Consider the following 26008-nt stretch of genomic DNA (forward strand, 5'->3'; position numbering starts at 1 on the left):
CTGAAGGGAGGTCACAGCGTTATGATTCAACAAGAGAGTCGTTTAAAAGTTGCAGATAACTCTGGTGCTCGTGAATTGTTAACCATTAAAGTATTGGGCGGATCAGGACGAAAAACAGCTAATATCGGTGATGTTGTTGTTTGTACGGTGAAAGAAGCAACACCAGGCGGCGTTGTCAAAAAAGGCGATGTTGTTAAAGCTGTTATCGTGCGTTCGAAATCTGGTGCACGCCGTAAAGATGGATCATATATTCGTTTTGATGAAAATGCAGCGGTAATTGTTCGTGATGATAAAAGTCCAAGAGGAACTCGTATTTTTGGACCAGTCGCACGTGAATTACGTGATGCAAAGTTCATGAAAATCGTATCTCTTGCTCCAGAAGTATTATAATAGTGTGTTCAAATAGAGGATAAAAAGGTTTGAGAATTTCATGACGGTGCCGTTTTGAGAAGCTAGCGTGTATAAAGTTAAATACATGGGAGCGGAGAAACATGGCAACGATGAATGAAGCGTCGTTTTTATTTGACTTTTTGAACATGCTTTATGAGCTAAAAATTAGCCTTGTTAGGAGGTGCGTTAAGCATGCATGTAAAAAAAGGTGATAAAGTCAAAGTTATTTCCGGCAAAGACCGTGGAAAAGAAGGCACAGTTTTAGAAGCATACCCGAAAAAAGAACGAGTGCTTGTTGAAGGCATTAACATGATAAAAAAACATGCCAAACCTTCTCAGGAGAATCCACAAGGAGGAATTCTGAACCAAGAAGCACCAATCCATGTTTCTAACGTAATGCCGTTAGATCCTAAATCCGGTGAACCAACCCGTGTTGGCTATGAAGTGCGTGATGGAAAGAAAGTCCGCATCGCTAAAAAATCCGGTAAAGCGTTAGATAAATAGGTTTAGCGAAAGGAGGGCGACATGATGAATCAACTGAAGAAAAAATATCAAGATGAAGTAATACCATCGTTAATGAAAAAATTTAACTATAAATCTGTAATGCAAGTACCAGCAATCGACAAAATTGTAATTAATATGGGTGTTGGTGACGCAGTACAAAACTCAAAAGCTTTGGACAATGCTGTTGAAGAGCTTGCATTAATTTCTGGTCAAAAGCCTGTAATTACACGTGCAAAAAAATCAATCGCTGGTTTTCGCCTTCGTGAGGGAATGCCGATCGGTGCGAAAGTAACCCTTCGCGGTGAGCGTATGTACGATTTTTTACAAAAGCTAATTGCTGTATCACTTCCACGTGTACGTGACTTCCGTGGGATTTCTAAAAAAGCATTTGATGGCCGTGGAAATTACACATTAGGTATTAAAGAACAGCTAATTTTCCCAGAAATTAATTATGATAAAGTTAACAAAGTCCGCGGTATGGATATTGTTATCGTGACAAGCTCCAACACTGATGAAGAAGCTCGTGAACTTCTGACTCAGCTGGGCATGCCTTTCCAAAAGTAAGCGAAAGAGCGAATACAAGGAGGGAAAATAGTGGCTAAAAAATCAATGATTGCAAAACAAAAACGACCACAAAAATTTCAAGTTCGTGAATATACACGTTGTGAGCGTTGTGGACGTCCACATTCTGTAATCCGTAAATTTAAACTTTGCCGTATTTGTTTCCGAGAACTTGCCTATAAAGGTCAAATTCCTGGTGTCAAAAAAGCAAGCTGGTAAACCCCTATTCGGGAAGGAGGTAATGATAAATGGTTATGACAGATCCAATTGCAGATATGCTTACTCGCATTCGTAATGCTAATATGGTAAAACATGAAAAGTTAGAACTTCCAGCATCTACTATGAAAAAAGAGATTGCTGACATCCTGAAGCGTGAAGGCTTCGTTTCTGACTATGAGCTTGTGGAAGACAACAAGCAAGGCATTCTTCGTATATTCCTTAAGTATGGTGCAAACGAGGAGCGAGTAATTACAGGTATTAAACGTATAAGTAAACCAGGACGCCGTGTATATGCAAAAGCAACGGAAGTACCTCGAGTACTAAACGGTTTAGGAATAGCTATCGTATCAACATCTAAAGGAGTGCTTTCCGATAAAGAAGCACGTGCACAAGCTGTTGGTGGCGAAGTAATTGCATATGTCTGGTAATTGAGTATTAAATGTTGAGGAGGTGTATGGAATGTCTCGTATAGGACTTAAACCAATCGAAATTCCCCAAGGTGTAGAAGTTAAACTTGATGGTAATGTCGTTACTGTAAAAGGCCCTAAAGGTGAATTATCGAGAGAACTACATCAAGATATTAAAGTAAATATAGAAGGAAATGTGGTTACGTTAGAACGCCCAAGTGATCACAAAGACCACCGCGCATTACACGGAACTACCCGAAGCCTGATCAATAATATGGTTGAAGGTGTAAGTAAAGGATTTGAAAAGTCACTTGAAATTATCGGTGTTGGTTATCGTGCGCAAAAACAGGGAAACAAAGTAGTTATCAATGCTGGTTTCTCTCATCCTGTTGAAATCGAACCAATCGAAGGCATCGAAATCGACGTACCAAAAAACACACAGCTTATCGTTAAAGGAATTGATAAGGAGCAAGTGGGAGCAATTGCATCCAAAATCAGAGCAATTCGTCCGCCTGAGCCTTATAAAGGTAAAGGAATTCGTTACGAAGGCGAATATGTACGTCGTAAAGAAGGTAAAACTGCCAAGTAAGACTAGGTAGCAGAAAGGAGTGACCTAAGTGATTACAAAACCTGATAAAAATGCGGTACGTAAAAGAAGGCACGCTCGTGTTCGTAAGACAGTTCACGGTACAGCACAGTGTCCTCGTTTAAACGTCTACCGTTCAAATAAACACATTTATGTACAATTAATTGATGATGTAAGTGGAACTACACTTGCAAGTGCTTCTACCAAAGATAAAGAACTAAATGTAACTGGATCTACTAGCAATGTAGAAGCAGCAAAAAAGGTCGGAGAAATGATTGCTAAACGTGCTCAGGATAAAGGTTACAAATCGGTTGTCTTTGACCGCGGAGGCTACCTTTATCATGGACGTGTGAAAGCTTTAGCAGATGCTGCAAGAGAAGCAGGTCTTGAATTTTAATCGATAAAGGAGGGACATACATGAATAAAAACATTGATCCGAACAAGTTAGATCTTGAAGAGCGTGTTGTTGCGGTTAACCGTGTTGCAAAAGTTGTAAAAGGTGGACGTCGCTTCCGCTTTGCAGCTCTAGTGGTAGTCGGAGATAAAAATGGTCATGTAGGTTTTGGTACAGGAAAAGCACAAGAAGTACCAGAAGCAATTAAAAAAGCAGTTGATGATGCAAAGAAAAATCTAATTACCGTACCAATCGTTGGAACTACAATTCCACATGAAATTCATGGTCAGTTTGGTTCAGGTAATGTATTATTAAAACCAGCAGCAGAAGGTACTGGAGTTATTTCCGGTGGTCCGGTACGTGCTATTTTGGAACTTGCTGGTGTAGGTGATATCTTAACAAAATCATTAGGTTCAAACACACCGATTAATATGATTCGTGCTACTTTAAACGGATTATCAAACTTAAAGCGCGCAGAAGATGTAGCAAAACTACGTGGAAAGTCAGTAGAAGAATTGTTAGGATAAGGAGGGAACTGTTATGTCTAAAAAATTAGAAATCACCCTCACGCGCAGTGTTATTGGTGGAACAGAAGTACAAAGAAAAACTGTTCAAGCATTGGGACTAAAAAAAATTCGACAATCGGTTGTTCATGAAGATACACCAGCTGTTCGCGGTATGGTTAACAAAGTATCTCATTTACTAACGGTTAAAGAAGTTTAATTACGAAATAAGCGTAAAGAGGAGGTGCTCGCATGAAACTTCATGAATTGAAGGCAGCAGAAGGTGCACGTAAAAATCGTAATCGAGTAGGCCGTGGAATGTCATCAGGCAATGGAAAAACATCCGGACGAGGACATAAAGGACAAAAAGCTCGTTCTGGAGGTGGCACTCGCCCAGGTTTTGAAGGTGGTCAAATGCCACTATTCCAACGCCTGCCTAAACGTGGATTTACAAACATTCATCGTAAAGAGTTTGCCATTGTTAACGTCGATACGTTAAACCGTTTTGAGGATGGTACTGAAATCACACCTGAGCTATTACTGGAAGAAGGCGTAGTTAGTAAATTAAAAGCTGGTATTAAAGTACTAGGTAATGGAACGATTGAAAAGAAACTAACAGTAAAAGCTCACAAGTTCTCTGCTTCAGCTAAAGAAGCAATTGAGGCAGCGGGCGGACAAACAGAGGTGATCTAATGTTCCGTACAATCTCCAATTTTATGCGCGTAGGTGATATTAGACGGAAAATAATTTTCACATTATTAATGTTAGTTGTCTTCCGTCTTGGTACATTTATTCCTGTGCCTTTCACAGATAGGCAAGCAATTGATTTTATGAACTCGCAAAACGTATTTGGCTTTTTAAATACGTTTGGTGGAGGAGCACTGAAAAACTTCTCGATCTTTGCCATGGGAATTATGCCGTATATTACCGCCTCCATTATTATGCAATTACTGCAAATGGATGTTGTGCCAAAGTTTACGGAATGGAAAAAACAAGGAGAAGTAGGCAGAAAGAAATTAGCCCAGATTACACGTTATGGTGCAATCGTGATCGCATTTATTCAAGCAATTGCGATGTCAATAGGGTTTAATACAATGGCAGGCGGTATGTTAATCGCTGATCCTGGTCCGATGAAATTTGCTGTTATTGCCATTGTTTTAACAAGTGGGACAGCATTTTTAATGTGGCTTGGTGAACAGATTACTGCAAATGGCGTAGGTAATGGAATCTCGATTATCATTTTCGCTGGTATTGTAGCAGCAGTACCAAACGGTATCAAGCAGCTATATAGCCAGTATTTTATAAACCCTGGCGATGATCTGTTTATTAATATTGTAATTGTCGCCTTAATTGTCTTGGTAGTTATTGCAGTAACAGTTGGTGTAATTTTTATTCAACAAGCACTGCGTAAAATACCGATTCAATATGCGAAAAAACTTGTTAACCGTTCTCCGGTAGGGGGCAACTCTACTCATTTACCATTAAAAGTAAATAGTGCTGGTGTCATCCCGGTTATCTTTGCAATTGCATTTATTATGGCACCAAGTACAGTTGCTAGCTTCTTTGATGGAGATATTGCCGCGACGATTCAACGGATCTTTAATTATACAGAGCCAATAGGTATGGGAATTTATGTCGTACTGATTATTGCTTTTACGTATTTCTACAGCTTTGTTCAAGTAAATCCGGAACAAATGGCAGAGAATTTACAAAAACAGGGCGGCTATATTCCTGGAATTCGACCAGGTAAAAATACGGAAACCTATTTAACAAGAGTTCTGTATCGTTTAACGTTTGTAGGGGCATTATTTTTGGCAGCTGTAGCTGTATTGCCTATTGCTCTTGGTAAAATGGCTAGCCTACCGCAATCCGTACAAATTGGCGGAACGAGCTTATTAATTGTTGTTGGTGTAGCTCTGCAAACAATGAAGCAATTAGAAAGCCAGCTGGTGAAGCGTCACTATAAAGGTTTTATTAAGTAATTTTGCTGAAAACGAGAGCGAGGGGAAATCTGTTGAATTTAATTTTAATGGGTCTGCCAGGTGCCGGTAAGGGTACGCAGGCTGAAAAAATAAACGGAAAATATAACATCCCTCATATTTCAACAGGAGATATGTTCCGTTTAGCTATTAAAGAGGGAACAGACCTAGGTAAAAAAGCAAAAGAGTATATGGATCAAGGGGAGCTTGTTCCAGATGAAGTTACAAACGGCATCGTCAAAGAACGTCTAAGCAAAGACGATTGCAAAAATGGCTTTTTATTGGACGGTTTTCCACGGACGATCGCTCAAGCAGAAGCGTTAGAAAGCATAGTAAAGGATATCAATCAATCCATTGATTACGTCATCCATGTAGATGTACCAGAAGGAAAATTAGTGGAGCGTCTAACTGGTCGTAGAATTTGTCCAACATGCGGAACAACTTATCATGTAGTTTATAACCCGCCAAAAAAAGACGGGATCTGTGATAAAGATGGCTCAGCTTTAATCCAACGGGATGATGATAAACCTGAAACGGTTAAAAAACGTCTATCTGTAAATATAGAGCAAACGAAGCCGTTATTAGACTTTTATCATGATAAAGGTTATCTAGTAACGGTAAATGGCGATCAGGAAATCAATCAAGTGTTTCAAGATATCCAAGCAAAAATAGAAAAATAGTATCTTTTAACTGGAAAAGGTGCATTTTTACTGTTGAAAAGTTATAATTAGTCGTGAGTATCATGTGACTATTGATATAAACTTGAATAAATGTGACACAGGATAAAAGTGAGTAAGGTAACTAATCCTTTTGTTCAAAAGGAACCATATAAACTATAGCCTAAGTGAAGGTGATCGCTTGTTGAAGGAAGATGATTCGATTCCGCTGATAGGTCAAGTTGTTCGTATTATGCAAGGACGTGATGCGGGTCAATACGCAGTCGTTATTAATTTAGTCGATGATAAGTATGTCTTGCTTGCAGATGGGGAAAAACGTAAATATGATCGACCAAAGAAAAAGAATCTTCATCATATCGAGTTAATGGATTATATTTCTCCAGAAGTCCAAAACAGCCTTCTAGAAACTGGTCGTGTCACAAATGGTAAATTGCGATTTGCCATAGCAAAATTTGTCAATGAAGTTGTGACTGATTTGAAGAAGGGAGATCAACACGATGGCGAAAGACGATGTAATTGAAGTGGAAGGAACCGTAACTGAAACGCTACCTAATGCGATGTTTAATGTCGAATTAGAAAATGGTCATACGGTATTAGCTCATGTATCTGGTAAAATACGTATGCATTTTATTCGCATTCTTCCTGGCGATAAAGTAACGGTTGAACTTTCTCCGTATGATTTAACAAGAGGACGAATTACGTACCGTTATAAATAAGTGAGCTCCGATATTAAAGGAGGTAAAGATGATGAAAGTCAGAGCATCTGTAAAACCCATTTGTGAAAAATGTAAAGTCATTAAACGAAATGGAAAAGTAATGGTGATTTGTGAAAATCCGAAGCATAAGCAAAAACAAGGATAATAAACAGGAGGTGTTAAAACTTTATGGCACGTATTGCAGGTATTGATATTCCACGTGATAAACGAGTAGTCATTTCCTTAACGTATATTTACGGAATTGGAAAAAAGACTGCACAGAAAATCCTTAAAGAAGCAGGCGTTTCTGAAGACACTCGAGTACGGGATTTAACAGAGGACGAATTAGGAAGAATTCGTAAAGCAGTAGATGAGTATACAATAGAAGGGGATCTTCGTCGTGAAGTTTCTCTAAACATTAAGCGTCTTATTGAAATCGGCTCTTACCGTGGTATTCGTCATCGTCGCGGTCTTCCGGTTCGTGGACAAAAAACAAAAAATAATTCACGTACACGCAAAGGCCCGCGTCATGCGATTGCTGGGAAAAAGAAATAAAAGCTAAAGGAGGTTAACAACTAATGGCACAAAAATCAACCGCGCGTAAACGCCGTGTGAAAAAGAATATTGAGTCAGGTGTAGCACATATCCGTTCTACCTTTAACAATACTATTGTTACCATTACGGATATGCAAGGTAATGCGATTGGCTGGAGTTCAGCTGGTGCGCTTGGCTTTAAAGGCTCAAAAAAATCTACGCCTTTCGCTGCACAAATGGCAGCTGAAACTGCTGCTAAATCTGCACTTGAAAGTGGTATGAAGACACTTGAAGTAACAGTTAAAGGACCAGGTGCTGGACGTGAAGCAGCTATTCGTTCACTTCAAGCAGCAGGATTGGAAGTTACAGCTATTCGTGATGTAACTCCAGTACCTCATAATGGTTGTCGCCCGCCAAAACGTCGTCGTGTATAATTTTACCGTATATAATTTGTCACCCTGTCTATAATGGGTTATGATAGCTAAAAGTCTAAAGGTCGTACTCTTTAGTGAACAGCATCCATGAGACAAGAACGTACGAATGAATAACAGGTAGTGCAGAAACGCCAACTGCCTATTTGGGGAATTTCGGTTAGACATATGGTCTAACCGGGGTTTCGACGTTTTAAAGGAGGGTTTTAAGGAATGATCGAAATTGAAAAACCAAAAATTGAGACGGTAGAAATCAGCGATGATGCTACATTTGGAAAATTCGTAGTCGAACCGCTTGAACGTGGATATGGTACCACTCTAGGAAACTCCTTGCGTCGTATCCTACTATCCTCACTTCCAGGTGCTGCTATTACATCAGTTCAAATTGATGGAGCGCTTCATGAGTTTTCAACAATTGATGGTGTTGTTGAAGATGTGACAACGATTATTTTGAATCTGAAAAAACTGGCTCTAAAAATTTACTCCGATGAGGAGAAGACATTAGAGATTGATGTGCAGGGAGAAGGAAAAGTTACGGCTGCAGACCTAACGTATGATAGTGATGTAGAAGTATTAAATCCGGATTTGCTAATTGCTACATTAAATAGCAAAGGCAGCTTGCATATGAAAATGACAGCAGAACGTGGACGCGGCTATCGTCCTGCTGAAGCAAACAAACGTGATGATCAGCCAATCGGTATGATTCCAGTTGATTCAATCTTTACGCCAGTCTCTCGTGTAACCTATCAGGTGGAAAATACACGTGTAGGCCAAGTAGCCAATTATGATAAATTAACATTGGACGTATGGACAGATGGAAGCATTCGCCCTGAAGAAGCTGTTTCTTTAGGAGCAAAAGTTTTCACCGAGCATCTTAATATTTTTGTGGGATTAACGGATGAAGCAAAGAATGCTGAAATTATGGTTGAAAAAGAAGAAGATCAGAAGGAAAAAGTGATGGAAATGACCATTGAAGAGCTTGATCTTTCTGTTCGGTCTTATAACTGTCTAAAACGTGCTGGAATAAATACAGTGCAAGAACTAGCAAATAAAACAGAAGAAGATATGATGAAAGTGCGCAACCTTGGTCGCAAGTCCTTAGAAGAAGTAAAGTCAAAGTTAAGTGAACTTGGACTTAGTTTGCGTAATGATGACTAATCATATTTGACCACCATAAATAAGCAAATTAAACATCGGAAAGCGGTGTTTGCATATACGAATAACCCATTCATATTAGCCGGCTGCTTCATTCTTTACATCATTTTCCGTTTCACTTAGAGCAAGAGAGATAATTCCGTTTCTGAGGAAGAAAAAAGGTGTACGGTTAAGAGGAGTTTTTGGCATGAATGCCTTAAAAGGCTATAAGTTTCTGGTTGAATGGTTTTTAAGTCATCAAAGAAAAGGAGGGATAGTCCATGGCTAGAAAATTAGGTCGTACAACCGATCAGCGTATGGCTTTGCTTCGTAACCTTGCTTCTGATTTAATTGTATATGAACGGGTTGAAACAACAGAAGCAAAAGCAAAAGAGCTAAAATCTGTCGTTGAAAAAATGATTACATTGGGCAAGCGTGGAGATCTTCATGCACGTCGGCAAGCAGCAGCCTTTTTATACAATAAAGAAGCCAATGAAAATGATAATGTGATTCAAAAACTTTTCAATGATGTGGCTCCGCGTTATGAAGATCGTCAAGGTGGATACACACGTGTTCTTAAATTAGGTGCTCGTCAAGGTGATGGAGCCAACATGGCCATCATTGAACTAGTGTAACTCGGAAAAAACACCTAGTTCATGTAACTACAACGTCAAGGGCAGGACTGAATCTCTTCTACGAGGTGCATCCAAGCCCTTTTTTTGCACCTTAAGAAACGATATTATTTTTTTGAAGTATACTACACAAGTTGATCATCTGCGCCACCGTTGGTGTAGACAAGCTTTCGTCTGTGATAATCTTTGACTTGTACTATAGGAAAGTATAAAACTTTAGGGTTTATCATGTAAGAAAAACGATAGCTTTCGCCATAAACACTTGGCGACAAGCCAAGTTTTCTATTGGACAGTGTTAAGAGTTGCTTGTCCACGCAGGTGGATGTCAGATATCTATGTAGCAATACTAAGTAAGTGAGACTAAGTAAGTGAGACTAAGTAAGTGAGAGCTGATATAAAAATCGGATACTTTACTTCTTTTGTTTACTAGTATACCAAATTCCCAAGGATAGGAGATATAGGAGGAGTAATAGATGAGCAATAAATTGGTTGAGTTTAGAAATATATCATTTCGATATGGAGAAGAGCAGCCTTGGGTATTAAAAAATTGCAGTTTTGAGATCTATGAAGAGGAATGGGTAGCCATTATCGGCCATAATGGATCCGGTAAATCAACCATCGCAAAACTTATGAATGGATTGTTGTTTCCTCAAGAAGGAGAGATTTATATTGATGGCAAGCTTGTTCAAGAGGAAACGATTTGGGATATCCGAAAAGATGTAGGGATGGTATTTCAAAATCCTGATAATCAATTTGTTGGAACGACTGTACAAGATGATGTTGCATTTGGCATGGAGAACCGAGGCTTTTCAAGAGAAGACATGCTTACCCGTATAGAAGACGTGCTTGATGCTGTTCGTATGCAAGATTATCGTTTAACAGAACCTCACCGTTTATCTGGTGGACAAAAACAGCGTGTTGCCATAGCAAGTGTCTTAGCTGTATCGCCAAAAGTTCTCATTTTGGATGAGGCAACAGCCATGCTTGATCCAAAAGGAAGAAAAGAAATAATGGCGACCGTTAAAGGGGTCCAAGAGAAAAACAATGTAGCGTTACTAACAATTACGCACGATTTACAGGAAATAGTTCAAGCAGACCGCGTTATTGTTATGAATGAGGGTGAAGTTTGGCAGGAAACTACGCCAAGAACGCTTCTTTCTCAACAACAGGAGTTGCGGAAAATCGGTTTGGATGTACCGTTTATCGCAACCTTAGCTAATGAATTAAAACAAGCGGGTATTCCGATTAGTCAGGAACCATTAAATCATGAAGAAATGTTGGAGGAATTATGGACATTATATTCAAGAACGTAGGCTATACATATCAGCAGAATTCGCCATTCGCTCATAAAGCTATCGATCAGTTGAATTTTCATATTCCTTCAGGTACATTTGTCGCCATTGTTGGACATACAGGTTCAGGAAAGTCGACATTAATACAGCATCTAAATGGTTTACTTCAGCCCACAGAAGGAGAAGTATGGATAGGTGATTATCACTTAACCCCTGACAAGAAGCCAAAGGATATGAAAATGTTGAGAAGTAGTGTTGGCGTTGTATTTCAATATCCGGAGCATCAACTGTTCGAAGAAACAATCGCTAAAGACATTAGCTTTGGTCCGAAAAATTTTGGTGTTGGGGATAGCGAAATACAAAAGCGTATTAATGAGGTGCTGCCAGCAGTCGGGTTAACGGAGGACTTTTTAGAACGATCTCCGTTCGATTTAAGCGGTGGACAAATGCGGAGAGTTGCAATTGCAGGTGTATTGGCGACCAAGCCAAAAGTGCTTGTTCTCGATGAGCCTACAGCAGGACTTGATCCCCGAGGGCAAAGGGAAATGATGGATATGTTCTATGAAAGGCATCAAAAGGAGAAGCTGACGACGATATTAGTTACACATAGTATGGAGGATGCAGTTACCTATGCCGACCATGTTATCATTCTGAACAAGGGAACAAAATATATGGAAGGTAAGCCGGAAGAAGTTTTCGTACAAAAAGCAGCATTACAGAAAGTTCAACTTGATGTTCCAGAAATAGTAGCATTTCTAGATCGGTTTATTAAAAGATTCGGTGTAAGCATTCCTTTTACCCGTCAGACAGAAAAAGAGCTTGCTAGTACGATAGCAAACGTGATCAAGGAGGGAAAAGTCCATGAATAATGCTATTGTTATTGGACAATACGTACCAGGGAATTCCCTTGTTCACCGACTTGATCCACGAACAAAAATCACCATTATTTTTATCTTTGTGTTTATTGTATTTCTAGCGAACAATGTTTGGAGTTATGCCATACTTACTACCTTTGCTTTAGCTAGTATGTTTACATCACGAGTACCGATCCGATTTATTTTAAAAGGTCTCATGCCTGTGTGGTTTTTAATTATTTTTACATTCTTGCTTCACATCATTATTACGAAGGAAGGTACACCCGTTTTCGAGATTTTTTCCTTTACAGTCTATTCAGGAGGCCTTATTCAAGGGTTTGCTATTTCGATGCGCTTCTTTTTGCTTATTTTAGTAACCTCGCTTTTAACACTAACGACAACACCGATAGAAATAACCGATGCGATCGAAAGCCTTCTGCACCCATTAAAAAGAGTGAAGTTTCCTGTACATGAGTTGGCATTAATGATGTCTATTTCATTGCGGTTCATACCGACATTATTACAGGAGACAGAAAAGATCTCTAAAGCGCAAGCATCACGAGGAGTGGACTTTCGGACGGGACCGATTAAGGATAGGGTACAGGCTGTCGTACCATTACTTGTTCCATTATTCGTCAGTGCCTTCAAACGTGCTGAGGAACTCGCTATGGCAATGGAAGCTAGAGGTTATCAAGGTGGTGAAGGAAGAACCAAACTGCGTGAATTAAAATTCGGCAAACTTGATATCATCATTTATATATTATTTATGACAGTTATTATTGGATTAATCTTGACAAGAAATTAGGTGAGAAAGGGCAATAAAATGGAAAGATTGAAATGCACCCTTCAATATGACGGCTCTTTTTTCTCTGGTTTTCAAATACAACCGGGAAAACGTACGATTCAAGGAATAATAGAAGATGTTTTAATGAAAATGCATAAGGGAAGGCATATCCGGATCCATCCATCTGGGAGGACGGATGGAGGGGCTCATGCCATCGGTCAAACCATTCATTTTGATTCGCCTTATGACATTCCCTTAAATAATTGGAAGCAAGCACTGAATACATTACTCCCTGATGACGTTTACGTTAAAGAGGTAGAGACGGTTCAAGATACATTTCATGCAAGATACGATGTCGTTGAAAAGGAATATCGCTATTACGTGTTAAATGAAGCCGAACCTAATGTGTTTAAACGTAATTATGCATATTTTTTCCCATATGTTTTAGATATTTCTTCTATCCAACAGGCGTGCCGCTATTTTGAGGGGACCCATGATTTCACGACCTTTTCTTCTGCAAAAGCAGAAACAAAAGGGAGCAGAGAAAGAACGCTGTATCAAGTGTCTTGTGAAAAAAGAGGATCAGAAATCGAATTTATCTTTCGAGGAAATGGTTTTTTGTATAATATGGTACGCATTATCGTTGGATTCTTACTAGATGTGGGCCAAGGGAAGAGAAATCAAGACGAAATAGAGGAATTGTTTGCAAAAAAGGATAGAAGACTAGCAGGTGATACTGCGCCGCCACAGGGGCTTTATTTGTGGCGTGTGACGTATTAAAGGAAGGACAAGTACAAAACCCCTTTAAAGGGTTGAAAAAGCTTGTAAAATGAATATGAGCGATACACGTACTGTATAAATTGTAAGAAGAATAAACGTGTATGTACGTGCTCGTGCTCAAAGGATAAAGAGGAACGAGGTCGGTACAGAACAACGCAATGACCACCTTGAAAAGAAAAACATCACTTCTATGAATGATGTGTCACTATTAAAACCTTTTCTTGTCCTAGAAAAATCATTGTGTAATGCTGTAAAGCTACTTTTGTTAATAAAAAAGAAAAGTCTTTTCTACATGTGGTGTAATGCTGTCGACGGATTTGCTTGTCGGGGTTACAAAGCAGACACTAGTATGTCCAGTGGCTGTGGCTGCAAAGTACGAAGCCCGAGGAAGTACTTTTTAATAAACAGAAGGCTTGTATATGGACGCTTTATCCCGCATGAACGGTAGTAAGGACCTCCGCTTTCATGCTACGAACTGAAATCTAGGAGGATAAGTGGAGGAGCCAACTGCAAGTCAAATGTCCGATTCTGTTCAGAGGCTTTTAGGTCATACTCTTGCGTACTAACATCAGGTGGGGGAAAAGAACCCCTCTAATTGAAGATCCACTTTATAATGGAAATACAAAAGAAATTCACGGAGGTTATTTTTGAAGGACTTTTGTTTAAAAATCCTGGTAATAAGGACGCTTCGAAATTCTATGTACGTTAGAACGTATAAATGTTTAGTCTTGAATTTCATTCAACAGAAATTTTTATGTATTAAATGCAATTAAGGCTAGCGTCTGCCTTTGCTTACCACTAGCTAATTTTTCTTTATTGACTTGTTTCTGTGCTCCTTGGAAATGAAGAACACTTTTCCTGCGTGGGAATGAGTCCAAGGAAGCTATACTAGTACTTCATGTATCTAACAAAAGATCTTCTACTAAAAGTGCTCACGTCCTGTGGGCAACGTAGAAGGCATTATGTCCTATACAGCCCGTTATCAAAAATTGCGTCGCCTCGAACTTTGATGCAAAGGGATGTGTTAGTGTCGCCGCCGTAACAGGGCAAGGAATCTATGTCAGCGACGCATCGCACGCAGAAAAAGTATATTGCTTTTTCAAGACCAGCTATAAAAAGTCAAGGTAAAAATGGAGTGATTTTTGAGATTATAATAAAAGACTCCGATTAAAATTAAGCATACCAAATAAGCCTTCATTAATTTTTTAAAAAAGAAAGCTTAGATTAATTTATTATTAATTATTATTTGGTCTCGGTTCATAAGGTTTTTTATCTCTAAGTATTGCAAAAATGATATGTGTTAATTTCCGAGCAACAGCACCAACAGCTGTACCATGTGCTTTACCACGCTTACGCAATCTTTGGTAATGCAAGGAAAGGGCAGGATCATGGAAACTCGCTACAAACGCAGCTTGCCAAATAGCTCGTCTGAGGTAAGGAGAACCTCGTTTAGAAAGTCGAGTTTTATTACTATTAAAGTCACCAGATTGATGAACAGAGGCGTCTAGGCCTGCAAAAGCAACAAGTTGCTCAGGACGCTCAAAGCGTTGAATGGAACCAATTTCTCCAAGAATGACACACGCGGTAACATCACTAATACCAGTGATCGTTGTCAGAAAATGTTCTTGGCGATTTGAAATATCAATCATTACTTTTTCCATTTTTTCTAGATGTTTTTCAATTAATGAAATTTGTTCTAAAAGAAGTTGAATTTGTAGTTTAAATACATCTGTACCCATAGAAATGCCAAAGGTATTCAACGCACTTTCTCTAATTTGATTCGCTTTATTAAAAGCTTTTGTTTCACCGAGACGCCCTTTACTTAATAACTCAGCTAACTTTTCTGTATCAAGTTGAAGTAAATCTTCAGGTAAAGGGGAGTGTAGTAAAACTTCAGTAGAAGATTTTCCAAATACATCAGAGAAAATTTGTTCATACTCGGGAAAGACTTGATCAAGTAACGAAATTACTTTGCGTTTTAAGTCTGAACACTGATCTACAAAGGAATACCGTAAACGCTCAAGATGTCTTAATTCTAGTAAATCTTCTTCAACGAAAGGAGTTTCCTCTGGCGAATCAATACGGATGACTTGAGCGATCAGGTAGGCATCACTCACATCTGTTTTTGTCTTTCGAATATAAAAATGACGTAAGGCATCCGATTGTAAAGGATTAAAAACGGTTATTTTAAATCCTAATTTATGAAGAAATGAAAAAACAGATAACCAATAATGACCGGTAGCTTCCATACCAACATCTGTGTTATCAGGTATTAACTTATATTGGTTGATAAATTGAAGTAACTTTTCCCTTCCTTTCTTGGAATTTGCGAAACGGACAGTTTTCCCAACGGGATCACCCTTATCATTAATTAAACCTACTTGATGATGCCGCTTACCAATATCAACACCAATATAAAACATAAAAGCACCACCTAATTATTATTTATCAGATGGGAGGAATCCACTTATCCTTATAGATATCCAACTTCGTTCGATATACGACAACGAATATGTCATCCAGCTCATTCGAATAGTTCTATAAAGAAAGAGGTGTCAGTCTTGAAAACGAAGACAATACTTCAAGGACAATTACGACAACCTCTATCTGACTAAATACATTATACCTTGAGTGGTACAACGATTTAAAACTAGTAAAAATACTAGTTAATAATAATATACGAGGACATCTGTGATTTTATCTGACCTTGGCAGTTTTTATCTTCTTTTTGAACACACACTTATATGAAGAAAAAGTGTGGATAATGAGGAGTAACTCTTGACATTATGCTGGCATTTGGTGTATTATGATCTATGGCATTTTATTTCAAAACCATGATTAGCCCCGGAAACTAATTATGTTGAAATAGACGAACGAATTTGTTTTTGATTTTAAGGATTTGGAGGGAAACACTCATGCGCACAACTTTCATGGCAAATGAAAATAACATTGAACGCAAATGGTTAGTTGTTGATGCAGAAGGTAAACGATTAGGTCGTTTAGCTAGTGAAGTTGCTACACTCCTTCGCGGAAAGCATAAGCCAACTTACACACCGCATGCAGATACTGGTGACCATGTAATTATTATTAATGCTGAGAAAATTGAATTGACTGGTAATAAAATTACAGACAAAATATACTACCGCCATACAAATTACCCAGGTGGTTTAAAAGAACGTACCGCAGACGAAATGCGTACGAAATACCCTGAACGTATGCTAGAGATGGCAGTTAGAGGTATGCTTCCTAAAGGCCCTTTAGGACGTAAAATGGCTAAGAAACTACATGTATTCAGAGGATCAGAACATACGCATCAAGCACAAAAACCGGAAGTTTATGAGCTTCGCGGGTAACTAAAAGGAGGTAAAGGAATTTGGCACAAGTACAATACTATGGCACAGGTCGTCGTAAAAAATCAACTGCTCGTGTACGTTTAGTACCTGGAACAGGTAACATTACGATCAACGGACGTAATGCAGCTGATTATTTTCCATATGAAACTCAGCTGTTAATTTTAAATCAACCACTAGTAGCAACTGAAACACAAGGAACATATGACGTAATCGTTAATGTTCACGGTGGTGGTTTCACTGGTCAAGCTGGAGCAATCCGCCACGGAATTGCCCGCGCATTACTTGAAGCTAACCCAGAATACCGCAGCACACTTAAAGCAGAAGGCTTCCTAACTCGTGACGCCAGAATGAAAGAACGTAAAAAATACGGTCTTAAAAAAGCTCGTCGTGCACCTCAGTTCTCAAAACGTTAATATGTCGAGTTTCACAAAGCCCTCAACCACTTATGGTTGGGGGCTTTTATTTTTTATAAGTTTGTTTAAAACGCTGAAAAATCGCACACGTAATATACAAGTAATATACATGGATTATGAAAGAAAAAGCTGCTTATTTAAGCGTGTCAATCGCTATAAGCAGCTGTTCAATATCCTTGTGTGTATATACTTTATCTGTGATATCCTTGGACGTTTGATTGACAACTTGTTCGCCCCGGCGTTATCCATGAGTATTGCAAATGTGTGTCTGCAGTCATGAGGTCTATGATCCATTTCTAATTGCTCCATGATCTTCTTCCATTTTTCGTGATAGTAGACGTAGTAACTCATTTTGTTGTTTTCGTGATTAGTGACGAGATATTCATTATTTGGATCCATGCGAGCTTCGATAAGTGAATGTATTTTTTTGTGAATGGGGATTACTCGGTTTGTTCCAGCTTCTGTTTTAAAACCCCCCCCCGGAAGTACCTTTTATCAAGATGAATGTTTTCGTTCTTTACTTCAACTAACTCTCCCGGTCGTAAACCTGTATAGATCATGATCAGGACCGTGTCGATAAAATCTAATCTATCGACGTTTTCCCATAACTTTTTAATCTCATCCAAGTTAAATGGCTGCCTAGAACTTTTCGTGTTATCTCTAGGTAACTCCACAAACCTAGCGTAGTCTTTATGAGTTAGATCATTTTCCATAGCGAATTTATACATCTGATTAAACAGCACTTTTATTTTTCTCTTTGTGCCGTGTGATTTATCACAGTTATCGATAAGTGCCTGCAAATGCGCCTTCCTAATATCTACGAACTTTAAGTCATGTAAAGACTCCGAGCGGTTAAAGGCCATTTCATAGCCACTTTGATTTGATTTTAATATTTTCGGGAACCGTTCTTTCTTTAATCTTTCGTACACTTCTTTGAAAGTAATCTTACCGGCAGATTATTTTTTCTACCTGTAGGATTTACCTTTTTTTCTTCTTTTTTCTCAATTTCTAATTTGGTAGCTGCAGCATGTTCTTTTTCCTGCTTTCTTTCCTCAAGCTGGGCTTTTTCTTCTGGTGTTAACTCCGGCATGAAAATACCTGAAATAATAAATACGACTAATGACGATGCTAGTAATATGGATAGTTTTTTAAAGGACATTCTTTTTTTAAATATTGCTCTTACTATAAGTAAAATGATTCCAGCAACAATAGAAACAAAGCTCAAGAAAAATAAGATATCAAATATAAAACCCAAGTTAATTATCTCCTTTCCGCAAAAGTTAGTAAAATAGTATGTGATTCTAATTACCTAGTAATTGTGTAAAATTTTTTAAGGTGGCAAATTTATTTAGGTATTCCATAGGTTAAAGCAAGTTCTTCTATGGTAATGTTTGTGCTTACATACTCATAAATACACTTATCTAGTAAAAGTAGTTCAACAGCAAACTTGTTTGCTTCTTGTTCAATTTTGTCGACAGATAAAAAAGCTGATTTATGATGATCGTATATCAGAAGTAAATAATTTTGAAATTAAACATATTGACGATCAGTTTCACATTAAATTCACGGTTGTAAGTAATGTTGGTGTTTTGGAAATGGAGGAGGTGTTTTAGGTGTTTGAGAATAAGAGCTATGAAAACATTTTGGAAGAAATGCTGGATAGCATCTCTGATGACATAGACAAACGAGAGGGCAGCATTATATATACTGCCATTGCTCCACAAGCGGCGGCATTATCGGAAGCCTATATTTGGTTAGATAACATATTTAACCTAACCTTTGCTGATACGGTAATAGACGAATATTTGGATAGACGTGTGTCAGAATTTGGTATACACCGCAGACAAGCTATAAAGGCAAAAAGAAAAGCTGAATTTTATGCTGAGAACGATGTACCGATGGATATACCGATTGGCAGTCGTTTTTTTATTGATGATAGATATTATGTGGTAATTGAAAAGCTGGATGATGGTGTTTTCTTATTGGAATGCGAGGAAGCTGGTATAACTGGTAACGTACCAAAAGGGAATTTACTTCCTGTTGACACCATTAGCGGATTAAGTAAAGCGATCTTAACTGACATTATTATTCCTGGGACGGAAGAAGAAACAGACGATCAACTTAGACAGAGGTTTTTTGAAGCTGTTAATGAACCTTCTTTTGGCGGAAACATTTCTGACTATCGGCGGAAAATAAATGCTATGGAAGGTGTAGGTGGAACAAAAGTGTTCCCTGTGTGGAAGGGAGGGGGGACAGTCAAATGTGTTTTCATTAACGCTGATTATGATACACCATCCAGTTCACTTGTAGACAAAATCCAAACGGAAATGGATCCTGAAGTAAATCAAGGAAAAGGAATAGGGTTGGCTCCAATAGGTCACGTAGTAACAATAAAAGGTGTTTCTAGTGTTAATGTAAGTATTGAAACTAAAATCACATTGGGCAATGAATTTACGATAGGTCAAGTAAAAAATGATATTGAAGCAGTTGTGAATAGTTATTTGCTAGAATTACGAAAATCATGGAGTAGCCAAGAAAAATTGATTGTCCGTATATCTCAAATTGAAGCAAGGATTCTAAATGTACCTGGAGTTATTGATATCGCAGATACAAAAATAAATGGTCAAACAGAAAATCTATCTTTGAACGAGGAAGAAATTCCAATTCTAGAAAAGGTGACGCTTGTATGATACTTTATAGACTGCCTAAAATCTACCATCAAATTAAGGAGTTTGTAGAATTGATGAATGCTGAGCAGCAGGCATTTGAGGAACTAGAAGCTGCATTTAATAAAGTGCTAGATAATCAATATGTGGCTACAAGTGATGTTTCGTCTGTAAAGCGACTTGAAGCGATTTTTGAATATACAAGCTGATCCAACAAAAGAAAGTTTGAGTTTTCGACGAAAGAGGATACTAAATCGTTATCTTATAAAACCACCTTTTACCATCCGCTACCTTCAGCAACGTTTAGATTTTTTAGTTGGTAAAGGTAGAACACTCGTTGAATTAGAGCCGATAGAGTTCATTATTCGTGTAAAGACGAACGTTGATAATGCAATTCTTTTCAAAGAATTGGAGCGGACTGTAAGAACAACTATTCCTGCAAACTTAGTATATCAGCAACAAACTACTGTACATGATAAGATTCAGTTAAAAGAGCGCATTGTAAGAAAAGAGGTTACTTGGAATTATAAACTTGACGGTACGTGGAAACTCGGTGAAAAACCTTTTGCGTCTTACGGTCAGGGGGTTGATGTTAAATGATTGAATAAAAAGTAATCAATGATATTACTAAATTTATATATTCAAAGATCGATAAAGTTGTTTTGAATGGAAATTATCAAATAACAGACTTTATCATGAAGAAAATAACTGAAAATATTATTGTGCTTCATTATCTTGTTCCTGCAGCTGATGTGTCGCATATTACAAAAATTGATTTGGTGGGTCCAGATGGTGTAGTTAGTTCCAATGATGTAAATATTCCTATGCAAGCAGACCAGAGGATGATTCAGGAAATTGAAGTAGAGGAGGGATAATATGGCGAAAACTGATTGGCATATTGATAGTGATTCCGTTAAGCCGGAGGACATGAACCAAATCGGTCAGGAAATTAACGAAAACAGGCAGGATATAGAAAAACATTCATCCGATAAAAATAACCCGCATGGTGTTACAAAAGCACAGATAGGATTGGGTAATGTTGATAATGTGAAACAAGCAACTAAAGAAGAATTTGATTCCCATAAAAATAACAAAAATAATCCTCATAATGTTACAAAAGGACAAGTAGGTTTAAGTAATGTAGATAATGTTAAGCAAGAAACTCCTTCTGGAGCTCAAGCTAAAGCAGATAAAGCGAAACAAGATGCAATTAATTGGGCAAAAAGTTTTGGCTTTGGAGCAGACTTAGTTGAGGCAAATGCTGATTCTGTATCTGAAAGCGGATTATATGCATTAACAGGAAATACACCTGATGGGAATACCTCTTATGGAGTTCATTTACAAAGAACTAATACTCATGCTGCTCAAATTGTAGTAAGACCAACAAATAAAATATATTTTAGGTCTAAAAATAATGGTAAATGGAATGAATGGTTAGTTATTTCAACAACAAACGATTTAGAGAAATTAGCCGCTCTGGTATCTAAGCATACTAGTGACAAAAGCAATCCTCATGGGGTTACAAAAGGACAAGTAGGTTTAAGTAATGTAGACAATGTCCAGCAAGCTACCAAATCGGAATTTAAAACACATGTGGCTGATACCATCCGCCACATCACGGCTAATGAGAGGAATACATGGAATTCAAAAGAAACCGTGTCAGGATCTCAAGCCAAAGCTGATAAAGCATTATCTGAAGCAAAGAAATATATGAATATTCACGCACAAATGCACAAAGTAACACATGATGATGGCCAAGCATTAATGATACCAGAAGGCTCTGATTTAAATAAAATTACTAAAACAGGGTTTTATACAGGTAGAAATTTAATAAACCAACCATCGAAAAATTTTACTTGGTTTTATTACACAGTGTTGCAGCAGGGTACATTTGAATGCGTTCAATATGCAACAGCATTTAGTAAACGAGCTGAAACATATATTAGAAGAAGTGATGGTTCAGGAGAGTTTTCAGCGTGGCAGCTATCTTCTGCATCGGATCTGGAATGGACAACGGTACCAACTCTTTTAAATGGATGGAAAACCTTTACAAGACCAGTTCAATACATTCAAATCGGTAATATGGTGCACTTTAGGGGAGCGGTTACTGATGGTTTATATTTTGAACCAATATTTTATATGCCCACAAATTTAAGACCAAAGCAAGTCTATGCAATACCTTGCGCATCCATTGGAACCGGGTCGTCTGGCTATCCAGCTAATAGATTGCAAATTGAGACAACAGGCGCCGTAATGATTCGTTTTGACGGTAGTGTCCCTAGTTACAGCTTAGACGGTGCTTGTTATGCTATCAATTAATAAAGGAGTGAGGAGCTTTGAAAATAATTTACCACTATGATGAAAAGACACTTCAATATGTTGGCTTTTCTGAGATTGATGAATCCCAAGAACTTCCAGATAATACTACTGACATACCATTACCTGAAGGATTGTACAAACCCGTTTTTAAAGATGGGGCGTGGATAAATGGCATATCTGACGAAGAAATAAAGCAGAAACACTTTGACCAAAATGCTGCCATTCAAACTGAAACTGATCTGCAGGAGAGAATTAGACAAGCACCTGTGAATCTGGTGCAACTTGGCCAAACCACTACGGAACGAGAACTTGAATCAATGGAACAGGGTCAAAAGGTAACCGATTTGGAATTGCAATCCATGGAGCAAGGTCAGAAAACGACAGACCTCGAAATTCAGGCGATGGAGCAAGGTCAACTTGTCACTGAAATGGAACTACGACTACTAACATTGGAGGCGAAAGTAGGATGAATAACATCTTTGAATCTTTAAAAGAACGTTATGAAAAGAATTGGTGCCGAAAGGATCAGTTGCAAAGATTTGTGCAGTTGAGTGCAATTACTTCGGAACAATATAAAGAAATTTCGGGAGAACCATATTCAGATGATAAACAGAACAGATGAAGCTTTCCGTTGAGGAATTTTGATGATTTTTTTGTTATTAATATATTGCATATATTGCTAGTAAAAAGTTAATTGAAAGTAAAGCACTGAAGTTGGTGCTTTTTTTTATGTCAAAATACAGGGGGTTAAGTATGACAGTTGAACTAGGAATTGTAATCGGTATTTTAGGGCTTGCGGTAAGTTATTTAGGTTACCAACTAAACAAGTCCAAATCAATAAAAATAGACAGCAGAGATACCGCGGAAGTACGTTCAGAACTTGGGTATATCCGGAAAGGAGTTGACGACATTCGAATAGATTTAAAAGCCAATGAGAAAAATATTGCGCACTTATCAGAACGAGTTACCAGGGTAGAAGAAAGTAGCAAGCAAGCTCACAAAAGAATTGACAATATGGAGAGTTAAACGGCTAGTCCAAACAGGCAAGTCGTTTTTTAATGTTTAATTTTAAAGGGAGGAATTTTTATGAAAATCAATTGGAAAGTAAGAGCAAAGAAGAAATCATTTTGGTTGACCTTAGTTCCTGCAATTGTGTTGTTAGTACAAATTGTAGGTAATTGGTTTGGATACAATGTAGCAGCAGAATTACTTAACGCAGAAGCTACTAAATTTATTAATGCTGTTTTCACTGTTCTAGTTATTTTGGGTATTGTTAACGACCCTACTACAAGTGGGCTAAGTGACAGTAAGCAGGCTTTGAATTATAAAAAGCCTAGAAAGGATAAAGATCGTTGATTAAGGTGCTCGTTTGGGCGCCTTTTTTATATACAAAATTTTAAGGGAGAGGTTAAGTAATGGCTTTACGTATCAAACGTCAACTAGCTCCACAAAGGGCGATTAACACACGAACATCAGGCACAGGTAATCCGAAAAGGTATGTAACGATACATCAAACGGGGAATACTTCTCCTGGAGCAGACGCACAAGCACACGCAAATATCCAATCACGCGTTAATCCGCGTCAAGCTAGTTGGCATTGGCAAGTAGACGATAAAATAGCGATACAATCTTTCGATGATTCTATCAAGTGTTGGCATGCAGGTGACGGAAATGGACCCGGCAACACGCAATCTATCGGTATTGAAATCTGCATTAACTCCGATGGGGATTACCGAAAGGCAGTCGAAAATGGGGCGGAACTTGCACGTATCCTACTCGATAAGTACGGTCTAGGTGTAGAGGATTTACGTCAACATCACGATTGGAGCAGAAAGAACTGCCCGGCGCAAATTCGCGCTAACAAAGACGGAATTAGTTGGTCTGACTTTAAACGTATGGTTTCAGGTAAAAAGCCAAGTAAGCCTGCGGCTAAGCCTAAACCATCCAGCAAGAAATACCATAGCATAGTGGATTATCTTAAAGCCCATGGCATGGATTCAAGCGTTAATAATCGCAAGCGTTTAGCTGCAAAGTATGGCATTAAAAACTATCGTGGCACAGCCGAACAAAATATTATGTTACTTAATAAGCTGCAAGGTGGTTCTAGTGGATCCAGTAAACCAAGTAAACCTAAATCATTTAAGCCTGGTCAAAAAGTCAACGTAAAAAAATCAGCCAGCAAATTTGCGACAGGTGAGCCGATTGCAGATTTTGTTAAGGGTAACAGCTATAAGATAAAACAAGTTAAATCAGATCGGTTACTACTCGATGGCATTATGTCTTGGGTGCATAAAAAAGACGTGTATTAATATAAAAGCCTACTCCTTTTATTGGGATAGGCTTATGTATTTTTCCTTAATTGAAAGGGTGTATAAAATGAATCAACTTGAAAAGATTGAACGTCTTGAAAAACAAGTTAGAGATCTTGAAAAAAATGTTATGATCATGCAAAATATTTTATTATCAAGAGTCCCTGAATGGGCTGTTGAGCCGCTGGAAAAAGTGAAAGAAAAAGGAGAGGTTCCTTTTCCTTTTGTAAAACCAAACGTATATGGGAGTTATGATTACTACAGACTTATAACATTATTGATTAACAAAAAAATTATTTAACAATCTTTTTAACGTTTTCAACAATTTCATCTATAGGATTAAAGGCGGTGTTTAATGCTAGTAAGTTGGAAAGAGAATGGCTATATTTTTTGACTTCGTCTGCTGTAATATTGTGCCATATCGGAAGTATCATTTGTGTGCCTGAACTTCCTTCTTTACTCAATATTCCATTTAATTCATAATTTGTCCAGTATTTTTTAATAAAGGTAGGTGAAATAACTACGATTCCATATTTTGAGTGGGTGAGGCCTTTATCTATTTCTTGCCGAATACTTTTACCCCAACCTATGCTATCATTGTCATACCATATGCTAATATTAGCTTCTTTTAAAGCACTGGCAAGGTCGTCAACAAAACTATCTTTATCATCTGCGGAATGGGAGATGAAAACATCATACTCTTTAGGCTGATTATTTACTTGTATGTTTGATACGTCTTGAGCGATTCTTTCAACAGCTTGAGCTTGGTTCGCCTTATATTCATCTAATTGTTTTTCTTGTTTTTCAAATAATTTGTTTTGCTCTCTCTGCCGAGCGTTATTTAGATCGCTCATAGCTTTACTTAATTCAGTGCTTTTCTTTGTAATTTTACTTGATAATGAAGATTGTTTTTCTTTTGCTTTTTGCACCTTTTCGTTTTCTCTCAGTATTTCTCTTTCTTTGTTTCTGATAGTAGTAGAGTTTTTAGTTCTACGAATAGCATCGTTAGCTCTATTAATCTTTTTTAATGAGTTACTTTCCTCTTTTACAGCTCTAGACTTTCTCTGTTCTAGCTGTTGAATTTCTCTGTTTAATCTTTTTAATTTAGCTTCTAATAAAGAAATAGTAGCCAATTCTATCATCCTTTCTTTAGTAAGTATTACGACATATTTTCCCAAAATCCTCCAAAGTTAATAGATAGTTTATAATTAGCGTCTTACAACAACCTCTCCAGATAACTTCGAACACAACTCATCACACTCAGCAACAATGGGCATATTCCTATCCCTAATGTCAATCATTCCTGTGTCAGTAAGTCCATCATCACAGTATTGCTCCAGTCTTTCCATATCCTTCACGAATCCAACCCAACTAAATGCCCTTGGTATTATTCTTTCCTCAACAAAACCACCTCCCATAACCACAATCGAAATGAGTTACGAGGAGGTGCATTTTTTTATTTCCCATAAACAATTCAATAAATTTTGCACATTTAGTATAATGCAATTCATTAGTGAAATTCATAAAAAAGTTTTATTAAAAAAGTCCTTCCCTTAAAATTATGTAAAATCAAAAACCATTTTTCCAAAAAT

41 protein-coding genes are annotated in these 26008 nt (G+C 37.9%); 36 read left to right on the forward strand and 5 right to left on the reverse strand.

Annotation, left to right across the window (positions count from 1 at the left end):
- The first annotated feature begins 21 nt into the window (after nt 1-21).
- From rplN to truA, 23 genes are all read left to right on the forward strand, one after another.
- The gene (gene rplN, locus JNUCC74_RS00850; protein WP_077318990.1) at nt 22-390 is read left to right on the forward strand and encodes a 50S ribosomal protein L14; all 369 of its coding nucleotides are present in this window, start codon (nt 22-24) and stop codon (nt 388-390) included.
- 192 nt (nt 391-582) lie between these two features.
- Nucleotides 583-894, forward strand: a complete 312-nt coding sequence (gene rplX, locus JNUCC74_RS00855; protein ID WP_077318991.1) for a 50S ribosomal protein L24 — start codon at nt 583-585, stop codon at nt 892-894.
- 24 nt (nt 895-918) lie between these two features.
- Complete coding sequence (gene rplE, locus JNUCC74_RS00860; protein WP_077318992.1) at nt 919-1458, forward strand: 50S ribosomal protein L5; 540 nt, start codon at nt 919-921, stop codon at nt 1456-1458.
- Between the two features lie 30 nt (nt 1459-1488).
- Nucleotides 1489-1674, forward strand: a complete 186-nt coding sequence (locus tag JNUCC74_RS00865) for a type Z 30S ribosomal protein S14 (RefSeq protein WP_077318993.1) — start codon at nt 1489-1491, stop codon at nt 1672-1674.
- 29 nt (nt 1675-1703) lie between these two features.
- Nucleotides 1704-2102 (forward strand): 30S ribosomal protein S8, encoded by a 399-nt coding sequence (gene rpsH, locus JNUCC74_RS00870; protein WP_077318994.1) that lies wholly within the window; start codon nt 1704-1706, stop codon nt 2100-2102.
- 31 nt (nt 2103-2133) lie between these two features.
- Nucleotides 2134-2670 carry a 50S ribosomal protein L6 gene (gene rplF, locus JNUCC74_RS00875; protein WP_077318995.1) on the forward strand — a complete coding sequence of 179 codons (537 nt, stop codon included), beginning with the start codon at nt 2134-2136 and terminating at the stop codon, nt 2668-2670.
- A gap of 28 nt (nt 2671-2698) precedes the next feature.
- Nucleotides 2699-3064 carry a 50S ribosomal protein L18 gene (gene rplR / locus JNUCC74_RS00880; protein ID WP_454066557.1) on the forward strand — a complete coding sequence of 122 codons (366 nt, stop codon included), beginning with the start codon at nt 2699-2701 and terminating at the stop codon, nt 3062-3064.
- Between the two features lie 20 nt (nt 3065-3084).
- On the forward strand, nt 3085-3588 hold the full coding sequence (rpsE, locus tag JNUCC74_RS00885; RefSeq protein ID WP_077318997.1) for a 30S ribosomal protein S5: 504 nt from the start codon (nt 3085-3087) through the stop codon (nt 3586-3588).
- Nucleotides 3589-3601: 13 nt separating this feature from the next.
- A complete protein-coding gene (gene rpmD, locus JNUCC74_RS00890; protein ID WP_050349621.1) occupies nt 3602-3784 on the forward strand; it encodes a 50S ribosomal protein L30 in 183 nt (60 codons plus the stop codon).
- Between the two features lie 32 nt (nt 3785-3816).
- Nucleotides 3817-4257, forward strand: a complete 441-nt coding sequence (gene rplO / locus JNUCC74_RS00895; RefSeq protein WP_077318999.1) for a 50S ribosomal protein L15 — start codon at nt 3817-3819, stop codon at nt 4255-4257.
- Nucleotides 4257-5546 carry a preprotein translocase subunit SecY gene (secY, locus tag JNUCC74_RS00900; protein WP_077319000.1) on the forward strand — a complete coding sequence of 430 codons (1290 nt, stop codon included), beginning with the start codon at nt 4257-4259 and terminating at the stop codon, nt 5544-5546. Before rplO ends, secY begins: the two co-directional genes overlap by 1 nt.
- A gap of 32 nt (nt 5547-5578) precedes the next feature.
- Complete coding sequence (locus JNUCC74_RS00905; RefSeq protein ID WP_454066558.1) at nt 5579-6223, forward strand: adenylate kinase; 645 nt, start codon at nt 5579-5581, stop codon at nt 6221-6223.
- Nucleotides 6224-6404: 181 nt separating this feature from the next.
- Complete coding sequence (locus JNUCC74_RS00910; RefSeq protein WP_077319002.1) at nt 6405-6740, forward strand: KOW domain-containing RNA-binding protein; 336 nt, start codon at nt 6405-6407, stop codon at nt 6738-6740.
- Nucleotides 6718-6936: a translation initiation factor IF-1 gene (gene infA, locus JNUCC74_RS00915; protein ID WP_010095735.1), complete on the forward strand. Its 219-nt coding sequence runs from the start codon at nt 6718-6720 to the stop codon at nt 6934-6936. Before JNUCC74_RS00910 ends, infA begins: the two co-directional genes overlap by 23 nt.
- A gap of 31 nt (nt 6937-6967) precedes the next feature.
- Nucleotides 6968-7081, forward strand: a complete 114-nt coding sequence (gene rpmJ, locus JNUCC74_RS00920) for a 50S ribosomal protein L36 (protein ID WP_005999442.1) — start codon at nt 6968-6970, stop codon at nt 7079-7081.
- Nucleotides 7082-7104: 23 nt separating this feature from the next.
- Complete coding sequence (rpsM, locus tag JNUCC74_RS00925; RefSeq protein ID WP_077319003.1) at nt 7105-7470, forward strand: 30S ribosomal protein S13; 366 nt, start codon at nt 7105-7107, stop codon at nt 7468-7470.
- A gap of 23 nt (nt 7471-7493) precedes the next feature.
- Nucleotides 7494-7883 carry a 30S ribosomal protein S11 gene (rpsK, locus tag JNUCC74_RS00930; RefSeq protein WP_077319004.1) on the forward strand — a complete coding sequence of 130 codons (390 nt, stop codon included), beginning with the start codon at nt 7494-7496 and terminating at the stop codon, nt 7881-7883.
- Between the two features lie 210 nt (nt 7884-8093).
- Nucleotides 8094-9038: a DNA-directed RNA polymerase subunit alpha gene (locus tag JNUCC74_RS00935; protein ID WP_077319005.1), complete on the forward strand. Its 945-nt coding sequence runs from the start codon at nt 8094-8096 to the stop codon at nt 9036-9038.
- Nucleotides 9039-9295: 257 nt separating this feature from the next.
- On the forward strand, nt 9296-9649 hold the full coding sequence (gene rplQ / locus JNUCC74_RS00940) for a 50S ribosomal protein L17 (RefSeq protein ID WP_077319006.1): 354 nt from the start codon (nt 9296-9298) through the stop codon (nt 9647-9649).
- Between the two features lie 470 nt (nt 9650-10119).
- A complete protein-coding gene (locus JNUCC74_RS00945; protein WP_454066559.1) occupies nt 10120-10959 on the forward strand; it encodes an energy-coupling factor ABC transporter ATP-binding protein in 840 nt (279 codons plus the stop codon).
- A complete protein-coding gene (locus tag JNUCC74_RS00950; RefSeq protein WP_454066560.1) occupies nt 10935-11807 on the forward strand; it encodes an energy-coupling factor ABC transporter ATP-binding protein in 873 nt (290 codons plus the stop codon). Before JNUCC74_RS00945 ends, JNUCC74_RS00950 begins: the two co-directional genes overlap by 25 nt.
- Entirely contained in the window at nt 11800-12597 is a 798-nt protein-coding gene (locus tag JNUCC74_RS00955; protein WP_077319009.1) for an energy-coupling factor transporter transmembrane component T family protein, read from the forward strand. The genes JNUCC74_RS00950 and JNUCC74_RS00955 overlap by 8 nt, the downstream gene beginning before the upstream one ends.
- 18 nt (nt 12598-12615) lie before the next feature.
- Nucleotides 12616-13356: a tRNA pseudouridine(38-40) synthase TruA gene (gene truA, locus JNUCC74_RS00960; RefSeq protein WP_454066561.1), complete on the forward strand. Its 741-nt coding sequence runs from the start codon at nt 12616-12618 to the stop codon at nt 13354-13356.
- Between the two features lie 1235 nt (nt 13357-14591).
- On the opposite strand, the gene JNUCC74_RS00965 is transcribed toward truA, so the two are convergent.
- Nucleotides 14592-15779, reverse strand: coding sequence for an IS110 family transposase (locus tag JNUCC74_RS00965; protein ID WP_454066562.1), 1188 nt, complete (start codon nt 15777-15779; stop codon nt 14592-14594).
- A gap of 492 nt (nt 15780-16271) precedes the next feature.
- Here JNUCC74_RS00965 and rplM point away from each other — a divergent pair, with 492 nt between their 5' ends.
- Both rplM and rpsI read left to right on the forward strand, forming a co-directional pair.
- A complete protein-coding gene (rplM, locus tag JNUCC74_RS00970) occupies nt 16272-16709 on the forward strand; it encodes a 50S ribosomal protein L13 (RefSeq protein WP_077319011.1) in 438 nt (145 codons plus the stop codon).
- Nucleotides 16710-16729: 20 nt separating this feature from the next.
- Entirely contained in the window at nt 16730-17122 is a 393-nt protein-coding gene (gene rpsI / locus JNUCC74_RS00975; RefSeq protein ID WP_077319012.1) for a 30S ribosomal protein S9, read from the forward strand.
- A gap of 153 nt (nt 17123-17275) precedes the next feature.
- Here the strand turns inward: rpsI and JNUCC74_RS00980 are convergent, their stop codons facing one another.
- The 3 genes from JNUCC74_RS00980 to JNUCC74_RS00990 are packed head-to-tail and all read right to left on the reverse strand — an operon-like array spanning nt 17276 to nt 18377.
- Complete coding sequence (locus tag JNUCC74_RS00980; protein ID WP_454066563.1) at nt 17276-17521, reverse strand: hypothetical protein; 246 nt, start codon at nt 17519-17521, stop codon at nt 17276-17278.
- A 41-nt stretch (nt 17522-17562) separates the two neighbouring features.
- Nucleotides 17563-17985 (reverse strand): hypothetical protein, encoded by a 423-nt coding sequence (locus JNUCC74_RS00985; RefSeq protein WP_454066564.1) that lies wholly within the window; start codon nt 17983-17985, stop codon nt 17563-17565.
- A gap of 50 nt (nt 17986-18035) precedes the next feature.
- Nucleotides 18036-18377: a hypothetical protein gene (locus JNUCC74_RS00990; protein ID WP_454066565.1), complete on the reverse strand. Its 342-nt coding sequence runs from the start codon at nt 18375-18377 to the stop codon at nt 18036-18038.
- Between the two features lie 358 nt (nt 18378-18735).
- Between JNUCC74_RS00990 and JNUCC74_RS00995 the strand changes: the two genes are divergently transcribed.
- The 11 genes from JNUCC74_RS00995 (at nt 18736) to JNUCC74_RS01045 (ending at nt 24717) form a co-directional block, all read left to right on the forward strand.
- Nucleotides 18736-19812: a baseplate J/gp47 family protein gene (locus JNUCC74_RS00995; RefSeq protein WP_454066566.1), complete on the forward strand. Its 1077-nt coding sequence runs from the start codon at nt 18736-18738 to the stop codon at nt 19810-19812.
- Nucleotides 19809-19997, forward strand: coding sequence for a hypothetical protein (locus JNUCC74_RS01000; RefSeq protein WP_454066567.1), 189 nt, complete (start codon nt 19809-19811; stop codon nt 19995-19997). Before JNUCC74_RS00995 ends, JNUCC74_RS01000 begins: the two co-directional genes overlap by 4 nt.
- Nucleotides 19981-20388, forward strand: coding sequence for a putative phage tail protein (locus JNUCC74_RS01005; RefSeq protein WP_454066568.1), 408 nt, complete (start codon nt 19981-19983; stop codon nt 20386-20388). The genes JNUCC74_RS01000 and JNUCC74_RS01005 overlap by 17 nt, the downstream gene beginning before the upstream one ends.
- Nucleotides 20389-20483: 95 nt before the next feature.
- Nucleotides 20484-20663 carry a hypothetical protein gene (locus JNUCC74_RS01010; RefSeq protein ID WP_454066569.1) on the forward strand — a complete coding sequence of 60 codons (180 nt, stop codon included), beginning with the start codon at nt 20484-20486 and terminating at the stop codon, nt 20661-20663.
- 1 nt (nt 20664) lies between these two features.
- The gene (locus tag JNUCC74_RS01015) at nt 20665-22107 is read left to right on the forward strand and encodes a pyocin knob domain-containing protein (RefSeq protein WP_454066570.1); all 1443 of its coding nucleotides are present in this window, start codon (nt 20665-20667) and stop codon (nt 22105-22107) included.
- A gap of 17 nt (nt 22108-22124) precedes the next feature.
- On the forward strand, nt 22125-22577 hold the full coding sequence (locus JNUCC74_RS01020; RefSeq protein WP_454066571.1) for a hypothetical protein: 453 nt from the start codon (nt 22125-22127) through the stop codon (nt 22575-22577).
- Entirely contained in the window at nt 22574-22729 is a 156-nt protein-coding gene (locus JNUCC74_RS01025; protein ID WP_454066572.1) for an XkdX family protein, read from the forward strand. Before JNUCC74_RS01020 ends, JNUCC74_RS01025 begins: the two co-directional genes overlap by 4 nt.
- 131 nt (nt 22730-22860) lie before the next feature.
- The gene (locus tag JNUCC74_RS01030) at nt 22861-23133 is read left to right on the forward strand and encodes a hypothetical protein (RefSeq protein ID WP_077319019.1); all 273 of its coding nucleotides are present in this window, start codon (nt 22861-22863) and stop codon (nt 23131-23133) included.
- Nucleotides 23134-23193: 60 nt separating this feature from the next.
- Complete coding sequence (locus JNUCC74_RS01035; RefSeq protein WP_454066573.1) at nt 23194-23463, forward strand: phage holin; 270 nt, start codon at nt 23194-23196, stop codon at nt 23461-23463.
- A gap of 59 nt (nt 23464-23522) precedes the next feature.
- Nucleotides 23523-24416, forward strand: a complete 894-nt coding sequence (locus JNUCC74_RS01040; RefSeq protein ID WP_454066574.1) for an N-acetylmuramoyl-L-alanine amidase — start codon at nt 23523-23525, stop codon at nt 24414-24416.
- Between the two features lie 67 nt (nt 24417-24483).
- Nucleotides 24484-24717: a hypothetical protein gene (locus tag JNUCC74_RS01045; protein ID WP_454066575.1), complete on the forward strand. Its 234-nt coding sequence runs from the start codon at nt 24484-24486 to the stop codon at nt 24715-24717.
- On the opposite strand, the gene JNUCC74_RS01050 is transcribed toward JNUCC74_RS01045, so the two are convergent.
- Nucleotides 24710-25549, reverse strand: a complete 840-nt coding sequence (locus JNUCC74_RS01050; protein ID WP_454066576.1) for a TIR domain-containing protein — start codon at nt 25547-25549, stop codon at nt 24710-24712. The genes JNUCC74_RS01045 and JNUCC74_RS01050 overlap by 8 nt on opposite strands.
- Nucleotides 25550-26008 lie beyond the last annotated feature (459 nt).

Source organism: Cerasibacillus sp. JNUCC 74 (genome assembly GCF_053667775.1).